Origin of the sequence: Acinetobacter sp. A47 (assembly GCF_000805455.1) — a bacterium.
Lineage (GTDB): Bacteria > Pseudomonadota > Gammaproteobacteria > Pseudomonadales > Moraxellaceae > Acinetobacter.
Genome location: NZ_JSUS01000049.1, coordinates 13,699 through 37,891 on the forward strand (window position 1 = coordinate 13,699; position 24,193 = coordinate 37,891).

Genomic DNA, 24,193 nt, shown 5'->3' on the forward strand with positions numbered 1-24,193 from the left:
GGATGACACAATTTGCAGTCATATTTGATATTGATGGGGTCGTGGTAGATAGCGAGCAACTACATTTTGATGCGCTTTTACAGGTCATTCCTGACAAGGCTCAGGGCTTTCATGCAGAACAGTTGATCGGTCTAAGCCTGGAGGCAACACTGGATGCTTTAGCCGTTCCCAAGCATGAGCAGCCAGACACAAAGAACCGGCTGACAGACAGCTATAATCATATGCTGGATGTTCGTTATTTAAGGCCGGGTATTCAAGACTTTGTTCGGTTTCTGGAGCAAAATCAGGTACCGTATGGTTTTGTTTCTACAGCTCCGCGTGAAGTGTGTGTGTCAAATTTAGGCCTGCTGGACATGCAGCGCGAGTTGCTGCTGATTTCTGGTACGGACATTGAACGTACCAAGCCATATCCTGATCCTTATCTTGAGATGTTAACTATTTTAAACGCAGATCCTGAACGGACAATCGTGGTTGAGGATACTGATCTGGGAATTTCGGCGGCCTATCAGGCCGGGATTAAATATATTTATGGATGGCCGCATGCGTTATCTACAACCCAGCAGTATGGACAAGCCATCAAGGTGATCGAATCTCTGGATGAAATCAAAGTGCTGCATCAGGATGGTTTAGCTGCTATCAATTAAAACCGAACAGGTTTTTATCGCCCGTTTGGTGGTATAAAAAATACCCGGCTATGGTCGGGTATTTTTAGTTAATCATGAGCTGCAATAATTTATTTTTATTGATTAGATGATCAAGGTGGAAATTTTAATTTCTAGCCAGATTCTGTTACTTAAACACTTAAATCAAGATACTTAATTTTATCAATAATAACAAATCTCCAGTATATGAAAGCCAGTGAGCTTATATTTTAAGCATTCTTGCTTGTTATATCCGTAAATGCAGTTAAATTTTATCTTAAGCCTTTGTTTGATATTGTTTTTACAATTTGAAACCTTTGTTGAACTTAATTGCTTATAAGTTTTCTTTGCGCTTTTTTTTAATAATAATTTAAGCTTATGGCTGCTTTTATCTGACGTAGTTTCTTCATATGAAAATGAAATATTTAATACTTGCATTACTTCCACTTTCTTTAATGGCTTGCCACAAAGCAAATAATGAAACAAACGAGGCGATTGTCCAGACAAATAATGCTGCTGTTACACTCGCAGAATATAACTGGACGTATCAGGATTCAAAAGCATCTAAACCGCTGGTTTTAGCATTTAATGGCGACCAGAAACTTTCAATTGAAACGGGTTGTAATAATCAGGGCGGTACCTGGAATGTAGAAGGCAATACGCTGGTTATTTCTCCACTGGTATCGACAATGATGGCCTGTGCAGATGACTTGAAGCAACAAGAACAGTTATCAATGGCTATTTTCAGTGAGAAAAAAGTTCCATTTGAAATAAGTACGACCAATGATCAGGCAATCCTGACGGTAACAGATGAAAAGGGTCAGAAATACATGTTTACAGGAACTAAAGAAACCAATAAGAACTAAGTTTCTTTATGGTTTCTGCCTGTTTAAAGGCCTACCGAAAAAGCCAGTCAGTTTGATTGGCTTTTTTTATTCGGTCTATGAGTAAAAAAGGCATATATAAGGAAGGAATATAAAATAGATAAAATCGAGCTTCTATTTAAAGCAATTTTATAGTGAGCAGAAGTTTAATGATATAAACATGATAATGAATGATTGAGTAATGATGGCGGGTGAATCTTGCGAGTAGTTAGGGTTGTTTAAAAAGTTTAATAAAATCAATTGCTAAATTTTTTGTGATAAACAGCCTTTTTTTGTTGTAGGGGCATTACTGTACATTTATTTTAAAATATTTAATTTATACTGGATTTAATATTTGTGCGGTTTTTTGGTTTTTTTATATTAACCTATGAATGGAAAAATTATAAATTTAATTGTTGATAAAACGTACCCGGTTTTTAAAGTTAACTGTCTGTTAACAGGAAGTCATCATGAAATGGCTATGTATAGAATATGTTGTAAGAGCAGTGTCAATTACAAAATTTGCTTAAAGTTATATAAGCATGAGTATGGTTTTTTTGATTATTCTAAAAGGGTGAAAATATAGACGGGTAAAGAAAACTATTTTTGATATCAATGAATCTTAAAATATTTTATCTGTCTGGTTTGAATGTATCTGAACGACCCGATTATTTTCTATTTATTTAATTTTGCTTATAGGCCTTAAAATTATGACTTTCTATAGCACTTATCCTGATGTCGAGATTCCTGAATGTTCGGTTTATGATTATATTTTTTCTTCCCTTAAGGCCGATGAGCTTGATCTTGTTGCGATAGTCGATGGCCCTCAAAAAATGACTTATGCTGAACTACGGCGAAGCATTGATGCCTTGGCGGGCGCTTTAGATAATAGAGGAGTCCGGTCTGGTGATGTTGTTGCATTACATGCGCCCAACAGTATCGGTTTCATGGTTGCGTTTCATGCAGTTTTACGTCTTGGCGCAACAGTGACCACCTTGAATGTATTGTATAGTCCAGCAGAGATTGCTAACCAGATCAATGACGCTCAGGCAAAACTGTATCTCACTACCTCCATGTTATTGCCCAATGCGCTTAAGGGGTTGGAGGAAGCTGGTCTGAGCCGTGATCACGTCATACTGCTTGATCAGGCTGAAAATTATGTTTCCATCTCCGAGCTTATCCAGCAGTCACGCCGTCCTCCGGAAGTTGTATTCGATTCTGCCACCCATCTGGCGGTTTTACCTTATTCCTCAGGAACAACCGGCAAGGCCAAAGGCGTCATGCTTAGCCATTTGAATCTGGTTGCAAACATTGCGCAAACAGATCCCATGCTACCAAAATATGAAAATAAGGCCGTGCTTGCAGTACTCCCTTTTTTCCATATATATGGCATGAATATCATCATGAACCTGACCCTGCAACAGCGCGGGAAGCTGGTGATTTTGTCAAAATTTGACTTAAAGCCCTGTCTGGAACTGATTCAGAATGAACGGTGTGCAACCTTGTATATCGCTCCTCCGATTGCTGTGGCGCTGACCAAATATCCACTGCTAAAAGACTATGATCTGTCAAGTGTCCGTTTAATTGTTTGTGGAGCAGCACCAATGGACGAGGGGCTGGGCACTACACTGGTTGAGAGAATTCCAGCCTTGCTGTTACAAGGGTTTGGCATGACTGAGCTTGCTCCGGTATCGCATGTAACCCCATTGAATCAACCTGAGATACCGGTAGGTTCGGTTGGGTTTGCCATTCCTAATATTTGTTTTAAGGTGATAGACCCTCAAACCGGAAAAGAAATAGAAGGGGTCAGTCATGGACGAAGTCAGCCTGGAGAGATGTTAGTCAAAGGCCCGAATGTCATGCTCGGTTATTTAAATAACCAGGAGGCCACAGATGAAACCATTACAGCAGACGGATATTTGCATACAGGCGATATTGTCGAGGTTGGGGCTTATGGAGAAGTTTATGTGGTAGACCGTTTGAAGGAACTGATCAAATATAAAGGCTATCAGGTCGCACCGGCCGAGCTTGAAGCCCTGTTATTAACTCATCCTGATATTTATGATGCTGCGGTGGTTGCATATCCCGATGAAGATGCTGGAGAAGTGCCGCGTGCTTTCATTGTACGTCAACCCGGCTCAGACCTTGACCAGAAGCAGGTTACGGCATTTGTGACAGAAAGGGTGGCGGCACATAAACGTGTCCGTATTGTCGAATTTATTGAAGCCATTCCAAAATCCTTACAAGGAAAAATACTGCGTAAGGAATTAAAGGGATTACCACTTCAGGCGAGTACAGGTTAAACGGTCAAGTTACAATCCGGCAGCCACGGGGTCAAGCCGGTTTTAACTGAACGATTTACTCAACAAAGCCCTCCAGACATGAGGGCTTTTTTATGGGTTATTGGTGCATACTGGTCTGTGATTGTGGCTGTTGACGGTAGAGTAATAAACCGGACTTTTGCAGATGGCGCCCCTTTTTTTCAAGCAGGTCTTGTAGCTTGGGAACATGTTTGGCAGCCGTATACAGTGCCAGATTGCATCCGATGAGACAATAAGGAAACCAGGAAACGGGTTGAGGGGACAAGCCCAGGGACTGCATTTTTTTACGGCCAATCAAGAACTGGGAGATTTCCAGATGTTTCTTATAAGCGAATTTCTGCTGGAAAGCTTGCAGGTAGCGATATTGCCGTTGCAATGGTTCTTGCGACAGGCTGGTACCAAGCGAAATACTGCTGGCATCCGCTTCCGGGTGTGCAAATTGCATCCAGTAAATCATTTTCCAGCCATCTGCTTCTTTGTCGATCAGCCATTGTTCTTCTACACCCATTAACCAGCCGACATATTTCCAGAAATGTAGAAAGCTGTCGACTTCTTTCTGGTTAGGGAAAATACCCAATGCCCTTATTCCAATCAGAACCACTCCGCTAAAGCCAATATTGGTCATGGCCTGATCATACTGATTGATGGGGAGACCCCAGGTCTCGGCATCCCATTTTTCTGAGTGCTGTAATTGATGACGGATCAAGGCATGAATAAAACGTACATACAGGGTAGAGGTAAAGCCTTTGCTAAAGCGCTGCAAGCCTTCTTGTTCAGTAATATCGATCCACCATTGGACTGTTTCTGCCAGACGCCTGCCAGCCTGTTTTTTTAACGCGCCTGTCAGTATCAGTGGCCGATTAAAACCGGGGTATCTATAACCGTTCATTAAAGCATAATCCCGCAGGATCAGACAGTTATTGAGGCCGAGGCGATAAGTGAATTTGAGAGCCTCTTCAATCTTTTCCGGCTTATACCAACTGGGCTTTTGCTTAACCTGCTGAAAGAAGTGGCTGAGTTCCGGAATTTCATGCGGGAGTTTGTCCAGACCTTGATAAAGTGCCTGCTCAAAATATTTCCGGTGTAAGCCGGGGTTTTTGAGTACCCAGCGAACCACCTGATCCATAGGTTCATCCCCCGTTTGCAGGGCAGTATTGAGTGCCAGATATTCGGTATAACTTGGCTGGGTCTCCTGTCGGGTCATATAACTTAAAATTCGGGTTTTAATATTGGATTGAATCATCTCCTCAAAAGCCGCCAGACGTTTGGGCCTGGTAATTTTGTCAGGATCAAGTCTTAAATGCTGATCATCAGATAGTTGTTGATGATCGGGGAGAGTAAAAAATCTAGGGGACAATTGAGAAAAATTATTGTTCACGAGGTGGTCAAGGTTTCTAGCCAGATTCCTGATTAAACTTTGCCTCATGTCTTTATTAAACACGCTGAATACCTTTACTTCGTTTTCCGGAATAGTGATCATGTTAAGGATTGATCAAGTCGACTTTAGCGATAGGTTAGATAAGTGGACTTTTTTCAATGTGAATCTGTTCAACGTCGCTGGTCGAACAGGCATCTGAAGTTTTACCTCCAGATGAGGGGGGAGCTTTTCTATCATAAAATTTATGTAACAAGCGGCTTTATACGTTATCCATTTGTTAATTTGAATAAAAAGATAAATTCAACCGCACTTCAATGCTTCTGAGCTGCATTGGTTTTTTCACTTTCTGGTTCAGATCGACTGGTAAATGCAGGTGCGATACGGGGAATGCCGTGCTTAAATTCAGAACAAAGCGTCGATACATCAGCCGCAGCTTCGCCCGTCTGACGGTTAACCCGACAGTTCTTTTAAGCTTTTGCTCAATAAATGATTGGATTGGTCTTTTTGTAGTCAAATTGTTGTTTTTTATAGCAATTAATAGTTCATTTTTTAAAAATGATAAGAGGTAATTTGTATTTTTTTATAGGCTTTTATTATTTTTGAAAGATCAAAATATCAGCGTAATAGGTAAGAAAAACATGAAAAGCGAAAAATATGTGCAATTAAAATACTTTTAGCATAAAAATAGCATGGAGAAACAGCTAAAAAAAGAGCATTTAATTACCAATTAAAACAGAAAAAACAGAGACTTATACTATCATCCTGCGTCGCTTTTTAGCAATCAGCGATATTTTTACTTAACCAGGAATTCCGGTTTTGAAAATTTGTATTGCGATCGTCAGTTCGTTTTAGTTTAAGGAAACAGGTCAATGTCGGTAAAAAGAGTAAATCAGGTTAAAAAATTTGATTTATGGATCAATGGGGAGCATGTAGCGCCCGCATCAAAAACGTATTTTATTGATCATAATCCGGAAAATGATTCTGTTTTGGCAGAAATTGCCGATGCCAATGAACATGATGTAAATAGGACGGTGCAAAGTGCCCATCTGGCCTTCCAGTCCTATCGAAAAAGTCTTGCCAAAGAGCGCGAAATCTATTTGTCTCGGGCAGCGGCTTTAATCGAAAAGTATGAAAACCGGTTTATAGAGTTACTGGTCAGCGAGGTGGGTTCGCCAATTGCAAAAGCACGTTATGAGGTTGCTTATGCTGCCAAATGTTTACGAGCTGCCGCTGGCGTAGCACGCCGTATTTGCGGCCAGACCATACCATCCGATACGGCGGGGCGGTTTGTCATGACAATGCGCCAGCCTATTGGTGTGGTTGCTGCCATCACGCCATTTAATGTGCCTTTACTCAAAAGTGTAAAACTAAGCTGCTCGGCGCTGGCCACAGGCAATACGGTGGTATTGCTATCATCGGAACAGGCGCCCATGATCAGCCTGTTACTTGCAGATATTTATCATGAAGCCGGTTTTCCTCCGGGTACGGTGAATGTAATTACAGGCAATGGCGCGCTTATCGGGGATGCCCTGATCACGCATGAATTGGTCAAGGCGGTTATGTTTACAGGTTCAAGTCGGGTCGGTAAACACATAGGTGAGCTATGTGGTGCCAGAATGAAGCGTGTAATTTTAGAGTTGGGCGGCAAGAATCCTCTGGTGGTTTTAGATGATGCCGATCTGGATGCTGCTGTTGAAGCTGCAGTTTTCAGTCAGTTCTATTATCAGGGGCAGACCTGTATGGCTTCTAGCCGGATTTATGTCGATCAATCTATTGAAGACGAATTTATCACACGCTTCATTGCAAAAGCACAAGCACTGGTTTTGGGCGATTTGTACGACGAGAAGACCTGTGTTGGGCCTATTATTTCGGCACGTCAACGTGACCGGATCAGGCATCATATTGAAGATGCGCAAGCCAAAGGGGCGACAGTATTAACAGGCGGAGACTGGCTGGGTAACCGTTGCAAGCCCACTATTTTAACCGGGGTCAATCAAACCATGAAGATTTATCATGAAGAAACCTTTGGGCCGGTAACATCTGTCTATGCTTTCTCCAGCCTGGATGAAGCAATTCAGCTGGCCAATGCGAGCCATTATGGTTTGTCTTCTGCCATTTTTACGCAAAATATCAAGCAGGCATTTCGCTTTATGGACGAGATTGAAGCCGGAATGGTTCATATAAATGCTCCGACCATCTGGGATGAGCCTCATGTACCATTTGGTGGCATAAAAGACAGTGGATTTGGCCGTGAAGGCACGGAGATTGATGTCGAGACCTTAACCGAATTAAAACTGGCCACAATCAATCTACATTGAGGTAGGAGGAAAGCCTGTTTTGTCAATTCTTGGCTTATCAGGTATGACGGCCTGAGCTAAAACAGCGGTTTTATGTTGGGTCATAAATATGCAAGCCGATTTGTCTATATGGCGAGGGCATTGTTGTGCCTGTTGCTGTCCTTGCATGGCTATAGCAAAACTACACTGTCAAAAAGCCCTTAGCATGATAAGGGCTTTTTCTATCGGTATGGGTGTACCGTTTGATGCAAATGGATGTTGCCGCGCAGGACAACAAAACAACTGATGACCGATTGAAGCTGTTTTTCATAAAATTTGTCACTGTTAAAACTAGAACGCAAGACCTTATTGTAGAATGTGCCGAAATGGATGGGCTGATTGAATATTTCCTTCATTCATACTTAATTAACAATAACGGTTTCAACTTTTTGAAGGACACTTTATGTTTGTACTTGAGCCGAAGCATGTACATATGAACCTGCATGCCAAGGATAAGGCGGCAGCTCTACAATGTTTAGTTAATATTCTGGTTGAAGATCAATTAACCACAGCAGATTATCTGACCGGTTTACAGGCTCGTGAAGCACAGGGCGCAACCTATCTTGGACAAGGTATTGCCATTCCTCATGGTACTCCCCAGTCTCGTGAGTTTATCAAGGAAACCGGGATACGGCTTGCGCATTTTCCGGAAGGTGTCGTCTGGGATGGGGAACATAAAATTTATCTGGCCGTGGTTATTGCGGCAAAATCGGATGAACATTTACAGGTCCTGCAAATCCTGACGCGTGCTTTGAATCATGATGTCAGCGCACAGGTACAGACCGCAACGACAGCCGAACAGATTATTGATATTCTTCAGGTACGGCCAGATGCACTGGTCTTGCATGAAAACCTGATCCAGACTCAGGTGCATGTGGAAGATATTGATGATTTCTTTTGGGCGGCCACCAAATTATTAAAACAGCAAAAACTGGTGCAAGCCGGCTTTATGAGCCAGCTAGATCCTGGTCACCTGATCCAGATCCAGGATTCAATCTGGAGTATTTCAGGGCAGCATTATGTTTCCGAAGCTGCGGTCAGTATTGTACAGTCAGAACAGGCGCTAAACTTTGCACAAGGCCAGATACAGACCCTGATTTGTATTGCACAGCATGACCAGCTGGATACCACACAATTGAGCCGTTTGATTGACCTGTTATTTCAGGCAGACATCCAGCAGCAATTACAGTCCGGACAAAGCCGTCATGAAATTGCCAAGCTGATGGGTGCAGAAATTATTCCGGACTGGCCTTATCAGCCTGTAGTGCTTGCCAATAAGCATGGTTTGCATGCCCGTCCTGCCACGCAACTGGTCAATATCACTAAAACCTTTAAAGGCGATATCCAGGTTGCTGTAGATGGCGGTGCTTATGTGTCTGCCAAAAGCTTGACCAAATTACTGGCCTTGGGCTGTCAGTATGGACAGACCCTGACCTTTATTGCTGAGCCAAATACCGATGCGGTAGAAGGGTTAACGGCGATTGTACAGGCGGTCAAGAATGGTCTGGGCGAAGAGGTGGACGCGGTTGCCGAAACTGGGTCACCCGTCTTGGCTGAACCGGAAAGCACACTGCAAGAAATGGCGGATGCCGCCACGCCGGCCAGGGGAACAGCAGCCTCGTCAGGTCTGGCTTTTGGCCCGGCCCATGTCATTAAGCCAAGAAACTTCCAATACCCACGTTTTGGCCAGAACGTAAAAGCGGAAAAGGAAAAGCTGGAAATTGCACTCTATAGTGTAAAAAATACCATTCACCAGCTGATCGTAAAAAACGAGATTGATGAGATTAAACAAATCTTTCAGGCGCATCTGGAAATGCTGGACGATCCTGACCTGATCCAGCAGGTACACCAAGGCCTGAACCAGAATCTGACCGCCGCGGCGGCTTGGCATGATTATATCGAGCAGGCTGCACAGACACAGGCTGCGCTGAATGATCCGCTTCTGGCAGAACGTGCTGCCGATTTAAGGGATATTGGCGACAAGGTGCTCAGTGTGCTGTGTAATGAAGTGATGCCAGCTGAACCTGAACAACCTTATATTCTGGTGATGCATGACCTTGGGCCCGGGGATGTCGCCCGTCTGGATAAAGACCGTGTTGCCGGGATTTTAACAGCCGTTGGTGGTGCATCGGCACACAGTGCGATTGTGGCACGTGCCTTGGGTATCCCTGCGGTGGTGGGTGCCGGTGACGGGATTTTACATATTGAGGCCCAGACTACGGTCCTGATTAATGGTGATACGGGCGCAATTGAGATTGATCCGGCACCTGAGCAGATCGAACAGGCCATTCGTGAGCGTGAGCAGCAAAGACAGCGACGTCAGGAAGCGGAGCGCCATTGTCATGAAAGCGCCGTGACGGTGGATCAGCATCAGGTCGAAATTGCTGCAAATATCGGCAAGATTCTGGATACCGCAAAAGCGGTCGATCATGGTGCGGAGGCAATTGGTTTATTACGTACCGAACTGGTGTTTATGGCCCATCGACAGGCACCGGATGAAATCACCCAGGAAAAAGACTACCGCCATGTACTGGATATGCTAGCCGGCCGGCCGCTGGTGGTTCGCACGCTGGATGTCGGGGGAGACAAGCCGCTGCCTTATTTGCCGATTGCTGCAGAAGAGAACCCGTTTCTCGGTTTACGCGGCATCCGCCTGACTTTAAGAAAACCGCAATTATTACGCCAGCAACTGATTGCCTTGGTCAAGGCAGCAGATGGACGCCCGTTACGGATTATGTTCCCGATGGTAGGACGAATCGAAGAATGGCGGGCAGCCCGACATATTCTGGATGAAGTACTCACTGAATATCCATGTGACAACCTTCAGGTCGGGATCATGATCGAGGTCCCTTCAGCGGCCTTGCTGGCACCATTACTGGCCAAAGAAGTGGATTTCTTTAGTATCGGTACCAATGACCTGACCCAGTATACGCTGGCGATTGACCGTGGCCATCCGGTACTGTCAGCCGAGGCCGATGGATTACATCCAAGTATTTTATTGTTGATTGATCAGGCTGTCCGGGCAGCACATGCCCACCAGAAATGGGTCGGGGTATGTGGCGAGCTGGCAGCAGATCCGAAGGCTGTACCGATCTTGCTGGGTTTGGGAGTGGATGAGCTGAGTATGTCTTCATCCAGCATTCCATTGGTAAAAGCACAAATCCGGACCTTGAATTATGCCGATTGCCAGCAACTGGCTCAGCGTGCATTACAGTGTGAAAGTGCCACGGCAGTGCGTGAATTGATGGAGTTGAAGCATGGCTAAAATCTTGACAGTGACGTTAAACCCTGCAATTGATGTCACGCTTGAACTGGATGAATTGCGAGTGGGTGAGGTTAACCGCCAGCAACAGGTACAAACCCATGCAGCAGGTAAGGGCCTCAATGTTGCGCAGGTACTGCATGATCTCGGGCATGAGCTGATTGTGACGGGCTTTTTGGGAAAACAGAACCGGGCCTTGTTTGACCAGCATTTTCAGGCGATGCAGTTTGATAACCAGTTTGTCTATGTGGACGGTGAAACCCGCCAGAATATCAAGATTGCAGAACAGTCTGGACGTATGACCGATCTTAATGCCAAGGGCTTTCGGGTGTCTGAGCATGATAAACAGGCCTTGTTTGCGCGTATTCAGGCCTGCTGCCAACAGACCGATTATGTGGTGATCGCTGGTAGTCTGGCTCAGGGCTTCAGCATAGATGATTTTAAGTACCTGATCTCGATCTTGCATCAACAACACAAGCATGTTGCGGTTGATAGCAGTGGTCAGGCCTTGGTTGCTGCGATTGAAATGAATCCGTGGATGATCAAACCCAATACAGATGAGCTACAGGAAAGTTTTGGCGAAGCGGCTGACAGTTTTTCCCAGCAGCTTGCCTTGTTCCAGCGCTTAAATTGTCAGATTGAACATATTGTCATTTCGATGGGCGAAGCCGGGGTCAACTGGATCAACCCGGCACTAGCCTTACATGCCAGCCCACCTCAAGTCACTGTAAAAAGTACCGTCGGTGCAGGTGATTCGTTGCTGGCAGGCATGCTGCATGGTCTGGTAAGTGACATGACACCTGAGCAAACCCTCAAAACTGCCACCGCCATTGCCAGTCATGCCGTGACCCAAATCGGCTTTCGTGTGCCTGAAGCTGAACGGCTGGAAGCATTAAAACAACAAACCACGATCAACACTCTGGATAAGTCTGATGCAAACAATTAAATCCCTTTTATTTGTGATCAATTCGCAACAGTATGTCAATGCGTTGATTCTGGCTAAAAAACTGGCGCAGCTTGCACAGCAGCAAGGCTATGACAGTGCGATCATCTCGATGCAGGATGAACTGCCTGAACAGGGTTTTGATACCGTGATCTTTGTCGGGCAGGTTCCATCACAACTGGGTGCCTTTAAAACTTATCAGGTCGCCACAGTTTCAATCCGGCAAGCGATGGAAAATGCAGGGCAGGCCTTACAGGATGCTTTAGACAATAGTACCTCAGTGGCACAATTGGCGACACAGCCAAATGATCAGCATCAGGCACAGAATTTTGTGGCGGTAACGGCTTGTCCTACAGGTGTGGCACATACCTTTATGGCGGCGGAAGCATTACAGCAGGGTGCAGCCAAACTGGGCTATCACATTCAGGTCGAAACCCAAGGTTCGGTCGGGGCGAAAAATATCCTGACGGATGAAGCCATTGCAGCTGCCGATATCGTGATTTTAGCCACGGATATTGAAGTCAATACCGACCGCTTTGTGGGTAAACGGGTCTATCGTTGCGGTACAGGCTTTGCACTGAAACAAACCGACAAGGCTTTTGCAGAAGCAATCACGGAAGCCAAGCTTTTAGAAAGCTCTAAACAAAACAGTCAAAAGAGCAGTCAGGAGGCCAAGCAGGAAAAAACAGGCGTTTATAAACACCTGTTGACCGGGGTGTCCTTTATGTTGCCGATGGTGGTAGCCGGCGGTTTGCTCATCGCGCTATCTTTATGTTTTGGTCTGAATGCGGCTGAGCAGGCCGGAAGTCTGGCTGCTGTGTTAAAGCAGATTGGTGCGGCTGCTTTTAGCCTGATGGTGCCGATGCTGGCCGGTTATATAGCCTATTCGATTGCCGACCGTCCGGGGCTGGCACCCGGTCTGGTCGGTGGCCTCATCGCAACGCAATTAAATGCAGGCTTTTTAGGCGGCATCGTCGCTGGCTTTTTGGCAGGCTATATTGCTTTATTCCTGGCCAAAAAAATCAAGCTGCCTACCAGTCTGGAGGCCCTGAAACCGATTTTAATTGTGCCCTTATTGGGTACTTTGTCGGTGGGGCTGATCATGTTCTATGTGGTAGGATATCCGGTAGCCCAGATTTTTGAGATGATGAAAGATTTTCTTAACAATATGGGCACCACCAACGCCGTGCTGATGGGCATTGTGCTGGCTTCGATGATGTGTATTGATTTAGGCGGGCCGATTAATAAAGCTGCCTATGCCTTCACTGTGGGTTTATTGACCACCAATACCTATATGCCGATGGCAGCGACCATGGCAGGCGGAATGGTGCCAGCGATTGGTATGGCGATTGCAACCCTGTTGGCAAAACAGAAGTTTAACCAGAGTGAGCGAGATGCGGGCAAGGCTGCATTTGTGTTGGGCCTGTGCTTTATTTCTGAAGGGGCGATTCCCTTTGCAGCCAAAGACCCGATCCGGGTCATTCCGGCCTGTATCGCAGGTGGAGCGGTGACTGGTGCCTTGGTGGCACTATTCCACTGCGAACTGGTAACTCCACATGGCGGCATTTTTGTGTTGCTCATTCCTAATGCGATTAGTCATGCCTGGCTTTATCTTGCCGCTATAGCAATTGGTAGCTGTATTACCGGTGTAATTTATGCGCTATTAAAACGCCGTGAAGTGGTTGAGGCACAAGCGGCTTCAGCCTAAGTTGCATAGCATTTTGTTCAAACAGATCAGGCAGATCATTGGTCACAATGATCTGCCTTTTTTATGCTTTACCTGTGCCTGGCCTCACTGGCATATAGGGGCGGGCAAGGCGATGTTTTTTTAATTCAATTGGTTTTATCTTTCATTTGCCAGCCCTTATTTCATTCGATCACTATTTATTGTTATGATATAACATAACTTTAATTTATTTATGATTTTATGTCTGCTGTATCTCAACGTTTACAAGCGATTGATGCACTAAGAGGGTTGGTAATTCTGATCATGATGGTTGATCATGTACGGGAAACCTTTTACCTGCATCATCAAGTTCCAGACCCGATGGTGATTTCTGAAACAGAAGGATCACTGTTTTTTAGCCGGGCTTTAGCCCATCTGTGTGCGCCAGTTTTTGTGGTGCTGACCGGTTTATCTGCTTATCTTTATCAGGCCAAGCACAATAGTATTGCGATGACGCACGAATTTTTGTTGAAACGCGGTTTATTTCTTATTGGGCTAGAGCTGCTGATTGTCAATTTTGCATGGACAGGTAAATTCCCACCCGATGTGATTTATTTACAAGTCATCTGGGCCATTGGTTTTAGTATGATTGCCTTGGCATTACTCATTGGCTTGCCGCAAAAACTGCTGTGGGGCATCAGCCTGTTGATCATTTTTGGGCATCATTTAATGGACCATATTTCATTCTCACCGGGTTCTGTGATGAACGGGATATGGTTGATCTTACATGAGCGGGGCTGGATCAGTTTTGGAGATGTGCTACGGGTCAGAACATCCTATCCCGTGTTGCCCTGGATTGGTGTGATGACTTTAGGTTATTGTCTTGGCCACGTTGTTTTTGGCAAACCGAAGACGACTCAGCAAAAGAATCGTATTCTTCTCACTTTTGGTCTGATTGGCATTGCTTTATTTTTCGTACTAAGGATGCTCAACATGTATGGTGACCAACCTTGGGAAATGATGCCAACATGGAGTGAAACATTGATGAGTTTCCTGAACCTGACCAAATATCCACCTTCATTATTTTTCATTTTATGGAATGTGGGTATCGGGCTTATTATTCTGGTCTTACTCCAGAAGGTTGAAACAAAAAACTGGGTCAAGCCTTTAATCATCTTTGGCTCGGTACCCATGTTTTTCTACATCGTGCATTTATTTGTACTTAAAGCCTTATATATCATTGCTGTAGGTATCTGGGGACATAATTATGGCGATTATTATGGCGTAGCTCACATGGCGACAGTGTGGGGGATTGCTGTGATTTTAAGCATTGTTTTATATCCAGCGATGCTGAAATTCTCTTCCTTTAAACATCGTAATAAGCATATTCCGTTGCTTAAATATTTTTAGTTTATTGAAAGTTGATTCTCTGCATATAACTTAATTTATTAGATTAAATATTTGAAAATTCATAAAAAACCTCTCAGTTGGCTCTGGCTAAGAGGTTTTTTTAAATTGTTTTATTGCAACTTATCTTGGGTTTTGGTCTCAAAGTCACTGGCATCGTGGCGTTCATGCAGCTGGCTGGCCAGATCGCCAAAAGTACGATTCACCATCCGACCACGTTGTACCGCAGGACGCGCCAGAATGGCATCGGCCCAACGTTGCACATGTGGATACTGATCGACACTTAAAAACTCATCTGCATTATAAACCCAGCCCTTAACGATGCTGCCATACCACGGAAAAGCAGCAATATCGGCAATGCTATATTCATCACCTGCCAAGTATTGATGCTTTGCCAGTTGCTGGTCCAATACATCCAGTAAACGCTTGGTTTCCATGGCAAAACGGTTAATTGCATATTCAATTTTTACGGGCGCATAGGCATAAAAATGTCCTAAACCGCCCCCAATATAAGGTGCGCTGCCCATTTGCCAGAATAACCAGTTTAAACATTCGGTACGTGCAGCAATGTCAGTGGGAATAAAGGCTTTAAATTTTTCCGCCAGATAGAGCAGGATTGAACCTGATTCAAATACCCGAAGCGGTGGATTTTGACTATGGTCAACCAGCGCCGGGATTTTAGAATTCGGGTTAATTTCAACAAAACCGCTACCGAATTGCTGACCTTCACCAATTTTGATTAACCAGGCGTCGTATTCAGCCCCGCTATGTCCGAGTGCGAGTAATTCTTCCAGTAGAATCGTGACTTTTTGCCCGTTCGGGGTTGCCAGTGAATATAACTGTAATGGGTGCTTTCCGACCGGGAGTTTCTGTTCATAGCGACTCCCTGAGGTGGGCTGGTTGAGATCGGTCTTTTCTCCAGTCCATTGCCAGACTTGCGGTGGAATGTAATCTGAATCCTTCATTTTTATTGGCCATGTCATGAATCGATCGATTTAGTGTAGGTGAGCCAGCGCAGGATTGAGTGGGTTTTTTGTGGCAAAACTTTAACCATTTTTGCATGAATAAGTTGAATCGCTGATTAATCCGTTTTGGCATGAATTGTCTGAAAGTGCTGGTCAATCACATGCAGCCAGGCCTGCACTGCCGGGGAGACGGGCAGGTTTTTTTTCCATGCCATGGCCAGATGCCACTGGATATTTGGCTTTTCAAGCGGAATGGCGGCAAACAAATCGGGATCGAGCATATCGGTATAGTATTGCGGTAACAGGGCAATGCCCATCCGTTGCAGCACCATATCTGCCAGCAGGTTCCATTGACTGGTACGGCAGGCAATGCTTGGGTAGAAACCATGCTGTTCACAGGCATCCAGAATAATACGGTTGAGCGAGAAATTTTCAGGAAACATTAAAAAAGATTGATGGCGCAGTTCTTCCAGCTGTATTTTCTTGCGGGTTGCCCAGGTCGCATCGCGCCGTAACACGACCATCACCGGATAATTACACAATTCGATACTGTTAAAAATCTGCTGGTCAAAAGGATGCAGCAATACGCCCACATCCAGCTCATTATTCATTAAGGCCTGTTCAATCCCTTTGGAACCGACTTCAAGAAAGGCAAGCTCGATCTCTGGCCATTGTTGATGATAATCGAACAGGGCGGTGGTGAGTAGTTGAGAACCTAGAGGGGGAACGCCCAGTTTCAAGGTACCGGTTTTTAATTGCTGGTAATTTTCGATTTCCAGAAAAATATTTTGTTCGGCCTGCAGCAGCTCGATTGCATGTTGATAAATGCGCTGGCCAATTTCGGTGAGCTGCACCTGTCTTTTGCGGCCATATTCAGGCTTGACCAGTAACTGTACCTGAAGCTGGTCTTCAAGCTGCTGCAAAATCTTGCTGATGGTTGGCTGAGTCAGGCAAAGCTGTTCGGCAGTACGGGTAAAGCTCTGGGTTTTGACCAGCGTAACAAAGCACTGCAACGATTTGAATGAAAGCATAATGAAGTCAGTATTATTCCATTTTGGCATAATATTAACATGAATAATTCATATTATCCGCATAGTGCCGGGATAGCATAATGATGTAGTTCACTATTTTACTTTGCTGTTATGAGTACTGAATCCGTTTCTGCAACGTCTTCCCCAAATACTTTTTTTAAACTGGTCAAACAGATTTTCATCCTGGCGGCTTTCTGGGGCATGGGTTATGTCTTGCACCAGCAATTGGGGGTCCCGGTTTCTGCCGGGATTTTAGGCATGTTATTACTGCTGATCTGTCTATTTCTAAAGATTATTAAAATGGATCAGGTGGCTATGGGGGCTTCGGTGGTTTTAGGCGAATTATTGCTGTTTTTTGTGCCTGTGGTTGTGGCCGTGGTGCAGTACAAAACCCTGTTTATGACCGAAGGCTGGCAAATTGTCCTGAGTATTGCCTTAGGCACGATTCTGGTGATGTTGAGTACCTGTCTGACCATCCATTATTACAACCGTCTCAAGCAGTATTGGCAAACGCGTAAACCTTTCCAGCATAAGCATATTTAAGGGCATTTCTGATGAATATCTGGTCAATCCTCTGTCTGGTCTGGACCTTGGCGGCCTATGTGGTTGCAAAACGTCTCTATCAGAAACATCCCAAATTATGGCTTTCTCCGGCGATCAGTGTGCCTGTGCTGACCATTATACTGATGGCGATTTTTGGTATTTCCTATCAGACCTATGCCGAAGATACCCAATGGATTGTCAATTTGCTGGGGCCGGCGACAGTTGCATTCGCTGTTCCCATTTATCGTTATCGCGATACTATCCGTAAAAATCTTGGTGTGCTCTCCATTGCGATCATTGTCGGCATGAGTGTCGGGGTAATGTCGGCTTATGAAATGGCACAACTGTTTCATTTCAGTCCCGAGGTCACCAACAGCTTAATGGCCCGTTCGATTTCTACTCCCTTTGCCATGATTCTTGCCGAAGACATTCATGGTTCGGCAGCACTGGTATCGCTATTTACCGTGATTACCGGTCTGGTCGGCATGATTTGTGGTGATGCGATTTTAGCCCTCACCAAAATCCGTTCTGCGGTGGCCAGCGGCGCTGCATTTGGTAATGCTGCTCATGGTTTTGGTACAGCCAGAGCACAACAGCGCAATAATGAAGAAGGGGTAATTGCCAGCCTGACCATGGTGATAGCAGGGATCCTGATGGTACTGGTCGGACCATTTGCCATTCACCTGTGGTTATTGCTGTAAGCCTGATATTGGCTGTTGCATAAGTAAAATATTAAACCAGTCCGGGCTGCTTGCCGCTTCAGGCCGGCGGCTTTTGTCACGGTGAGGGATCGCTGTCTTTAAAGGTTTCATTTAAAGCCTGTTGTACGGCCTCGACTCTGGTTTTACAGGCCTTATAAGCTGTCATTGACTCTTCAACAATTTTCATCAAATTATCAATATCAGGTTCTTCCTGCGCTTCGAGCAGTTCAGCATTGTTTTTTAATAATGCATAACCTTCCTTAAAGCTTAGTTCTTTCTTCGTCATGATCAATCACCTCATTTACCTGAGCCTGGATATAACCATCTTGCATTTCAATCGAAACCGATGAACTCACCTGATGGATGGAGCGAATCGCCTTGTTTTTACTACGGACAATGCCATAACCCTTGGCGAGTACATTTTTCGGGTTTTGCAATAAGGTTTCCCGCATCAGGGTTTCGATCTGGGTCGATGCCGTTTTCAGTTGCTGCCTGGCAAAATATTGCAAGGTTGATCTGGCAACCTGAAGGTGCAAATGGCTGGCACTGATCTGATGCTCGGCCTGCGACCTGATACGACTGATCAACTGGTCATTCTGGCTTTGATACGCGCTAATCTGATGCTGGGAAAGCAGCTGGATGCTTTGTAAATGTGCCATTACCTCCTGAGAACGCTCTACGATCAGGTTGCGGATTCCGGCAATCACCTTGCTTGGCGTATCGAAGGAGCGATGTGCAATTTCATCTAGAATGGTGCGGTCTTTTTCATGACCAATCCCGACCCAAATCGGTACTTTGCGTTTACATAGCAGGACGGCAAGGTCATAGTCATTTAAATAGGCCAGATCGTTGACTGCACCACCACCTCGAATGATCACGATCAGGTCGGGCGGGAGGCTAAACTCTGCCGCCCATTGACGTAGTCCTGTGCCAAGCGATTCCATAATGCTATTGGCTGCGGTATTTCCCTGAAAAGTCGCTGTGTGATAGACAAAATTGCAGACACCTGCCTGTTGCAAGGCATTGGCATCTTTCTTGAAATCACCTAGTCCGGCCGCATTTTCAGGTGCAATCACCAGGACATGCTCAACATCAAAGGGGGTAGGAAGGGCTTTATTGAGAGGAAGCAAACCTTCACTGCTGAGTCTGGTCAGGATTTGCTGATAACGTTTGGCAATATCACCCAAGGTAAAGCTTGAGTCAATATCTTCAATATTGACAGAGAAACCGTATTGCGGATCGAAGCGGGCCTTGATTTTAATCAGTACATTCAAGTCTCTGGACAGTTCGATGCCACTTTCTCGTTCAAACTTGAGCACGATTTTTGCGGCAGTAAATTTCCAGATGGTGGCTCTACAGCTGGCGATAACCTTGTCAGTGTCCTGTTCTTTTTCAGCCAGTTCGAGATAATAATGTCCACCTTTGATACTCAGATTCCGAATTTCGGCTTTCACCCAGACTGGCTCGTCAAAGGTCAGGCGAATAATTTCCTGTACGGTGGTCAGGTAGTCGCTTAGAGAAAGTTGCGGTTCAGACATGAGGTCAGACAATGAATAGGATAGGGCTATAGTAGCAAATGGATTAACCTGATAACAAATCAGACCCATCTTGTTTTTATTTATTTTTGTTGAATCATAACGCATCTACAGTCTATTTTAAAGATTACTGTAGATGCATATTGTGAGGTAGATATTAGAGTGATTTATTCCATTTCAAGAATTTAAATAATCCAAACATAAACATGATCCAGACCGGAATTAAAATCACCGATTCCTTAAAGCCTTGCGTCCACATGATATATAAAATCATCACGATGAATGCCAAAACCAGATAATTACTCAAGGGTGAGAATAAGGCCGGGAATTTGACAGTTTTGCCTTGTTGCTGAACGGCACGTTTAAATTTTAAATGGGTAAAACTGATAATGGCCCAGTTTAGAACCAGTGCCGCAACCGCCATATACATCAAATGACTTAAGGCCTGTTCTGGCACAAAATAATTCAGTAATACACAGCCAAAAATCAGGACCGAGGAAAAGATCACCGCAGGCATCGGCACGCCTTGTGTGCTGACCTTTGCAAATACTTTGGGAGCATTACCTTGTACGGCCAGGCCATACAACATGCGGCTATTGGCGTACATACCGCTGTTATAGACCGAAAGTGCCGCTGTCAGAATGATAAAATTGAGTAAATGCGCAGCCCAGTCAATCCCGAGTTGGCTGAAAATCATCACAAATGGGCTTTTATCCAGCCCGCCCAAGTCCAGCTGGTTCCATGGAATCAACGACATGATGATGGCAAGGGAAGCCACGTAAAAAACCAGAATCCGGAAAATCACCTGATTAATGGCCTGCGGAATGCTTTTTTCAGGATTTTCTGCTTCAGCTGCGGTCATACCGATCAGTTCAATGCCGCCAAAGGCAAACATTAAAAAGGCCAGCATATAAAACAATCCGGAGAAACCATGCGGAAAAAATCCGCCGTGTTGCCATAAGTTGGTGAAACTGGCGGTTGAATCGGCCCCAGCTGTCAGCAACAGGTATAAACCAAACACAATCATGGAAATCACGGCAACGACTTTAATAATGGCGAGCCAGAATTCAGATTCGCCATAAAGTTTTACATTGCCCAGATTCAGGCAGGTGACCACGATGAAAAAAAACAAGGTCGAAATCCATGCCGGTATATGTGGCCACCAGTAATGGATATATTTGGCAATGGCTGTCAGCTCAGTCATGGCCACCAGTATATACACCACCCAGTAATTCCAGCCCGATAAAAAGCCGGCAAAGCTGCCCCAATACTTTTGTGAAAAATAACTGAACGAACCGGCGACAGGTTCTTCAACAATCATTTCGCCCATTTGTCGCATGATTAAAAAGGCAATCAGGCCGACAATGGCATAACCCAGAATAATTGAAGGGCCAGCAGACTGGATCACTTGAGCAGATCCTAAAAACAGACCTGTACCCACAGCGCCACCCATCGCGATTAACTGGATGTGGCGGTTTTTTAGTCCACGTTTTAATTGGGGGGAGGAATTACTCAAAATAAGATGCGCTGAACAAAAAAGAAATGATTGTAATGGATTGGCTGGAAATCGCCTAGTTTGAAAATGAGATTAAGTAGAGATTTATCATCAGCTTTTAAGGCTCAGGTTGGCCCGGCACAGAACTTGCCGTCCTGTTATTTTAATCTTTTATCGCATCAGTCTCTATAGGAAGGCTGATTACAAAAGATGGACATGAAAGCTATTGCCAATTGAAAATGGAAATCATTTTATTTATTAAAATAAAGTTTCATTGTACATAATATGATAACTTTTAAAGAATTAGCATGAATTTTAATCAATTAATGAAGGTTTTGTTGCGTTAATGTATATTTGAGCAAATATGCAGCAGTGTTATGTCTTTACATAAATTATATAAAAATATATTAAATATTTATATAAAAAACAACCAGCTAGCTTGTATTTAAATTTTAGTTTTTAACTTATTAAAATCAGGTAATTAATTTTAACTTATCAAAAATAATGAAAGCTCCTTTCTGAAAAATAATATGTCCCTAAGTATCATAATGTGCGGCAATTCGCAAAAAAACATTATTAGGTGACTTTAAAATGAATATTAATATGAAAAAGCTGACCCAATCACTTTTGGTGGTATGTACTCTTTCACCCATTGCCATTGCTTCTCAGGCAGCAGTCACAGGACAAGTCGATGTTTTGCTCAATGTCTCTGCAGGATGTTCGGTCGAAGGTTCTCAGGTCGAGGGGAGCATGAACAACTTTGGTACACTAGATTTTGGCAAAACCTCCGGTGTGTGGAATAACGTTTTAACTGCACAGGTTGCCTCTAGCGCCAATGCCGGACACTTGTCCGTAAAATGTGATAGTGCAGATCCGGTAGATTTTACTGTATCGATTGATGGCGGCGAACGCTCAAACCGCACCCTGAAACATACTACCGGGAGTGATGTGGTGAGCTACAACGTTTACCGTGATGCGGCCCGTACCAACCTATATGCCATTAATACCCCGCAAACCTTTACCACCAGCGGTAATCAAGCCCAGGAAATTCCGATGTATGGTGCCATTGCAGCCAATAGCAGTGAGGCCAAGGCACAAGGTGATTATAAAGATACACTCCTGGTGACTATAAACTTCTAATTAAAACCTTAACAGGTTTGCATCAATTGCAAACCTGTTTTAAGAGGTCGTTATGCACTGTTTTATAAGAAGTCTTATTTTTTTTATATTGGGGTTTTATTCATTACCGGTTTTTTCGGGACAACAATCTTTTCTTTTAAAAACACAAATTGAATTATTACCTTCTTGTCTGATCAACGATCAAAAAGTGATTTCTGATCAGGTTTTCAACTTTGGACAGATTAATTTTGGTGAGGTTGCCGCCTCATTTAATGGCGTGATTGAAGGGCAATTGCATCAGGTCAATGCACCGGGCTCAGGCATCAAAATATGGTGCTCCAGTCATGCACCCGTCAAGCTGACTTTTGATGGGGGCAGGCATCGCCAGAATATTCCGTCTGATTTTGCTGCAAACTATTTTAGGGCACTCAGCAATGGAAAAGATTATTTAGCCTATAACCTGTTGTATGGCGCAAAAAAGCAGGTCCTTAAATCCAGTGAAATCATCACGATTCCCAATGATGGAAAAGTTTTTGATCTGGAGCTTTCAGGGCAAGTGACCAATAACGGCCATCCAGTGTCAATAGGACAATATACCGATACGGTTTCAATCTTGATTGAATTTTAAATACATCTATATGAAAAGATTAATATTTGGCATTTTGCTCGGGCTAGGCATGTCTGCTGTCTTTGCCGCAGAAGCGCAAACCAGACAAAACTTCAAGGTTCAGGCCACATTGGAAAAAGGCTGTTCCATTACCAATAATGAACAGCTATTAAATTTTGGTCAACATGCAGCCATAACCCAGATCCAACCCCGCGCGCAAATAGAAAACAATGCGCAAAGCTGGAACATCCGTTGTACACAGCAGCTACCGGTTACCGTGTCTTTAAACGCAGGTGAGCATGCGCAAACGGCACTGCGTCAAATGAAACATACGGCTAAAAACGAGTTTATTGCTTATCGGTTGTATAGCAAGGCAGATCAGAAAAATGAATATATCGCCGGGCAGGCATATGCTTTGCCCGCTACAACTGCCAGTAACCCGGTCTTGAATTTTTCGATTTTCGGAACCGTTGAGCTTTCTCAGGCTCAACTACATTCGCCAGGTCTGTATCAAGATACTGTCGCAATAACAATTTCATGGTGATGATATGCTTTTTAATACCTTAACACTAAAAAATACGCTACAAACTTCCGGCATTTTACTCACTGGCGCCTTGATCTCATCTTCTGCTTTCGCGCAAGCCACTTTTCTGATCTGGCCGATTTATCCAAAAATAGAAGCACAAGAAAAGGCGACCGCAGTGTGGCTGCAAAATACCGGAAAAACTGATGCCATGATTCAGGTACGGGTGTTTGAGTGGGGACAAGAACACTATAAGGATCAATATGCAGAACAAAATACAATTATTCCAAGCCCGCCTGTTACTCGGATCAAGGCCGGTGAAAAGCATATGCTGCGCTTGACCCGGTCGGAGCAGACGACTGAGGGGAAAGAGCAGGCTTATCGGGTTATTGTGGATGAATTGCCGATTAAATTAAATCAGGACGATACACAGACGGCCTCAAAGGTTAATTTTCAGATGCGCTATTCAATCCCACTGTTTGCCTATGGCAAGGGCATTGGCAGCGGTCTCAATGAAAGCAGCCAGAAAATCAATGAAAAGAACCCATTAGCAAAACCTGTTTTGACCTGGTGGACCGGGAACAATGCACAAGGCAAAACCGAACTGTTTATTAAAAATTCAGGCCGCAAGTTTGCCCGCCTCTCAGGAATCAAGTTACAGCCAGACGCAACACAAGTCGCTTTTGATCAGGTCTCATTTGGCTATGTACTGGCGCAAAGCACCATGAAATTTGAGATTGATACCAAACAGCTGCAACGTATCCAGCAACAGAATATCTTATATGCAGTGGATAGTTCAGGCATCAAAACCGAAGTGATTGAAATGCGGCGTGAAGAGGCTGGGCGATGAGCCGGCA

18 protein-coding genes and 3 pseudogenes are annotated in these 24,193 nt (G+C 44.4%); 15 read left to right on the forward strand and 6 right to left on the reverse strand.

Translation table 11 applies throughout. From position 1 onward, the window contains the following. Positions 1-2 precede the first annotated feature (2 nt). The 3 genes and pseudogenes from OC23_RS11505 (at position 3) to OC23_RS11515 (ending at position 3,807) form a co-directional block, all read left to right on the forward strand. Positions 3-644, forward strand: coding sequence for an HAD family hydrolase (locus OC23_RS11505; RefSeq protein WP_038344967.1), 642 nt, complete (start codon positions 3-5; stop codon positions 642-644). A 407-nt stretch (positions 645-1,051) separates the two neighbouring features. Next, positions 1,052-1,498: pseudogene (locus tag OC23_RS11510) on the forward strand (META domain-containing protein); the annotation flags it as partial. A gap of 716 nt (positions 1,499-2,214) precedes the next feature. Next, the gene (locus tag OC23_RS11515) at positions 2,215-3,807 is read left to right on the forward strand and encodes an AMP-binding protein (RefSeq protein WP_038344969.1); all 1,593 of its coding nucleotides are present in this window, start codon (positions 2,215-2,217) and stop codon (positions 3,805-3,807) included. Positions 3,808-3,904: 97 nt separating this feature from the next. Here the strand turns inward: OC23_RS11515 and OC23_RS11520 are convergent, their stop codons facing one another. Further along, positions 3,905-5,068, reverse strand: coding sequence for an oxygenase MpaB family protein (locus OC23_RS11520; protein ID WP_052209164.1), 1,164 nt, complete (start codon positions 5,066-5,068; stop codon positions 3,905-3,907). A 1,004-nt stretch (positions 5,069-6,072) separates the two neighbouring features. Here OC23_RS11520 and OC23_RS11525 point away from each other — a divergent pair. The 6 genes and pseudogenes from OC23_RS11525 to OC23_RS11550 all read left to right on the forward strand — a co-directional run bounded on the left by OC23_RS11525 (position 6,073) and on the right by OC23_RS11550 (position 14,820). Beyond that, on the forward strand, positions 6,073-7,521 hold the full coding sequence (locus OC23_RS11525; RefSeq protein WP_038344971.1) for an aldehyde dehydrogenase family protein: 1,449 nt from the start codon (positions 6,073-6,075) through the stop codon (positions 7,519-7,521). Positions 7,522-7,942: 421 nt separating this feature from the next. Then, a pseudogene (locus OC23_RS19650) lies at positions 7,943-9,065 on the forward strand (HPr family phosphocarrier protein); the annotation flags it as partial. Between the two features lie 80 nt (positions 9,066-9,145). Next, positions 9,146-10,804 (forward strand): annotated as a pseudogene (gene ptsP, locus OC23_RS19655) (phosphoenolpyruvate--protein phosphotransferase); the annotation flags it as partial. Further along, on the forward strand, positions 10,797-11,747 hold the full coding sequence (gene pfkB / locus OC23_RS11540; RefSeq protein WP_038344976.1) for a 1-phosphofructokinase: 951 nt from the start codon (positions 10,797-10,799) through the stop codon (positions 11,745-11,747). The pseudogene ptsP and the gene pfkB, both read left to right, overlap by 8 nt. Further along, the gene (locus tag OC23_RS11545) at positions 11,734-13,452 is read left to right on the forward strand and encodes a fructose-specific PTS transporter subunit EIIC (protein WP_038344977.1); all 1,719 of its coding nucleotides are present in this window, start codon (positions 11,734-11,736) and stop codon (positions 13,450-13,452) included. The genes pfkB and OC23_RS11545 overlap by 14 nt, the downstream gene beginning before the upstream one ends. A gap of 219 nt (positions 13,453-13,671) precedes the next feature. Then, entirely contained in the window at positions 13,672-14,820 is a 1,149-nt protein-coding gene (locus tag OC23_RS11550; RefSeq protein ID WP_038344978.1) for a DUF1624 domain-containing protein, read from the forward strand. A gap of 110 nt (positions 14,821-14,930) precedes the next feature. Here OC23_RS11550 and yghU read toward each other — a convergent pair whose 3' ends face one another. Further along, on the reverse strand, positions 14,931-15,782 hold the full coding sequence (gene yghU, locus OC23_RS11555; protein ID WP_038344979.1) for a glutathione-dependent disulfide-bond oxidoreductase: 852 nt from the start codon (positions 15,780-15,782) through the stop codon (positions 14,931-14,933). 116 nt (positions 15,783-15,898) lie between these two features. Continuing rightward, positions 15,899-16,813 carry a LysR family transcriptional regulator gene (locus OC23_RS11560; RefSeq protein WP_152607830.1) on the reverse strand — a complete coding sequence of 305 codons (915 nt, stop codon included), beginning with the start codon at positions 16,811-16,813 and terminating at the stop codon, positions 15,899-15,901. Between the two features lie 111 nt (positions 16,814-16,924). On the opposite strand from OC23_RS11560, the gene OC23_RS11565 reads away from it, so the two are divergent. Then, positions 16,925-17,356, forward strand: a complete 432-nt coding sequence (locus OC23_RS11565; protein ID WP_038344981.1) for a CidA/LrgA family protein — start codon at positions 16,925-16,927, stop codon at positions 17,354-17,356. Between the two features lie 11 nt (positions 17,357-17,367). Further along, positions 17,368-18,057 carry an LrgB family protein gene (locus OC23_RS11570; protein ID WP_038344982.1) on the forward strand — a complete coding sequence of 230 codons (690 nt, stop codon included), beginning with the start codon at positions 17,368-17,370 and terminating at the stop codon, positions 18,055-18,057. Between the two features lie 76 nt (positions 18,058-18,133). Here the strand turns inward: OC23_RS11570 and xseB are convergent, their stop codons facing one another. The 3 genes from xseB to OC23_RS11585 form a co-directional block, all read right to left on the reverse strand. Beyond that, on the reverse strand, positions 18,134-18,343 hold the full coding sequence (gene xseB, locus OC23_RS11575) for an exodeoxyribonuclease VII small subunit (RefSeq protein ID WP_038344983.1): 210 nt from the start codon (positions 18,341-18,343) through the stop codon (positions 18,134-18,136). Further along, a complete protein-coding gene (gene xseA, locus OC23_RS11580; RefSeq protein WP_038344984.1) occupies positions 18,318-19,595 on the reverse strand; it encodes an exodeoxyribonuclease VII large subunit in 1,278 nt (425 codons plus the stop codon). Before xseA ends, xseB begins: the two co-directional genes overlap by 26 nt. A 154-nt stretch (positions 19,596-19,749) precedes the next feature. After that, complete coding sequence (locus OC23_RS11585) at positions 19,750-21,108, reverse strand: amino acid permease (RefSeq protein ID WP_081407326.1); 1,359 nt, start codon at positions 21,106-21,108, stop codon at positions 19,750-19,752. 582 nt (positions 21,109-21,690) lie between these two features. On the opposite strand from OC23_RS11585, the gene OC23_RS11590 reads away from it, so the two are divergent. The 4 genes from OC23_RS11590 to OC23_RS11605 are packed head-to-tail and all read left to right on the forward strand — an operon-like array spanning position 21,691 to position 24,186. Further along, entirely contained in the window at positions 21,691-22,227 is a 537-nt protein-coding gene (locus tag OC23_RS11590) for a spore coat U domain-containing protein (protein ID WP_161792289.1), read from the forward strand. Between the two features lie 52 nt (positions 22,228-22,279). Next, a complete protein-coding gene (locus OC23_RS11595; RefSeq protein ID WP_038344987.1) occupies positions 22,280-22,834 on the forward strand; it encodes a spore coat protein U domain-containing protein in 555 nt (184 codons plus the stop codon). A 10-nt stretch (positions 22,835-22,844) separates the two neighbouring features. Continuing rightward, entirely contained in the window at positions 22,845-23,357 is a 513-nt protein-coding gene (locus OC23_RS11600) for a spore coat U domain-containing protein (protein ID WP_081407327.1), read from the forward strand. A gap of 4 nt (positions 23,358-23,361) precedes the next feature. After that, positions 23,362-24,186 (forward strand): molecular chaperone, encoded by an 825-nt coding sequence (locus tag OC23_RS11605; RefSeq protein ID WP_038344989.1) that lies wholly within the window; start codon positions 23,362-23,364, stop codon positions 24,184-24,186. Positions 24,187-24,193: the final 7 nt, after the last annotated feature.

Excerpts from the sequence above, each read along its gene's own strand:
- OC23_RS11505 (WP_038344967.1), top strand. The coding sequence starts at position 3 with ATGACACAATTTGCAGTCATATTTGATATTGATGGGGTCGTGGTAGAT.
- OC23_RS11515 (WP_038344969.1), top strand. The coding sequence starts at position 2,215 with ATGACTTTCTATAGCACTTATCCTGATGTCGAGATTCCTGAATGTTCG.
- OC23_RS11520 (WP_052209164.1), bottom strand. The coding sequence starts at position 5,068 with ATGATTCAATCCAATATTAAAACCCGAATTTTAAGTTATATGACCCGA.
- OC23_RS11525 (WP_038344971.1), top strand. The coding sequence starts at position 6,073 with ATGTCGGTAAAAAGAGTAAATCAGGTTAAAAAATTTGATTTATGGATC.
- pfkB (WP_038344976.1), top strand. The coding sequence starts at position 10,797 with ATGGCTAAAATCTTGACAGTGACGTTAAACCCTGCAATTGATGTCACG.
- OC23_RS11545 (WP_038344977.1), top strand. The coding sequence starts at position 11,734 with ATGCAAACAATTAAATCCCTTTTATTTGTGATCAATTCGCAACAGTAT.
- OC23_RS11550 (WP_038344978.1), top strand. The coding sequence starts at position 13,672 with ATGTCTGCTGTATCTCAACGTTTACAAGCGATTGATGCACTAAGAGGG.
- yghU (WP_038344979.1), bottom strand. The coding sequence starts at position 15,782 with ATGAAGGATTCAGATTACATTCCACCGCAAGTCTGGCAATGGACTGGA.
- OC23_RS11560 (WP_152607830.1), bottom strand. The coding sequence starts at position 16,813 with ATGCTTTCATTCAAATCGTTGCAGTGCTTTGTTACGCTGGTCAAAACC.
- OC23_RS11565 (WP_038344981.1), top strand. The coding sequence starts at position 16,925 with ATGAGTACTGAATCCGTTTCTGCAACGTCTTCCCCAAATACTTTTTTT.
- OC23_RS11570 (WP_038344982.1), top strand. The coding sequence starts at position 17,368 with ATGAATATCTGGTCAATCCTCTGTCTGGTCTGGACCTTGGCGGCCTAT.
- xseB (WP_038344983.1), bottom strand. The coding sequence starts at position 18,343 with ATGACGAAGAAAGAACTAAGCTTTAAGGAAGGTTATGCATTATTAAAA.
- xseA (WP_038344984.1), bottom strand. The coding sequence starts at position 19,595 with ATGTCTGAACCGCAACTTTCTCTAAGCGACTACCTGACCACCGTACAG.
- OC23_RS11590 (WP_161792289.1), top strand. The coding sequence starts at position 21,691 with ATGAAAAAGCTGACCCAATCACTTTTGGTGGTATGTACTCTTTCACCC.
- OC23_RS11595 (WP_038344987.1), top strand. The coding sequence starts at position 22,280 with ATGCACTGTTTTATAAGAAGTCTTATTTTTTTTATATTGGGGTTTTAT.
- OC23_RS11600 (WP_081407327.1), top strand. The coding sequence starts at position 22,845 with ATGAAAAGATTAATATTTGGCATTTTGCTCGGGCTAGGCATGTCTGCT.
- OC23_RS11605 (WP_038344989.1), top strand. The coding sequence starts at position 23,362 with ATGCTTTTTAATACCTTAACACTAAAAAATACGCTACAAACTTCCGGC.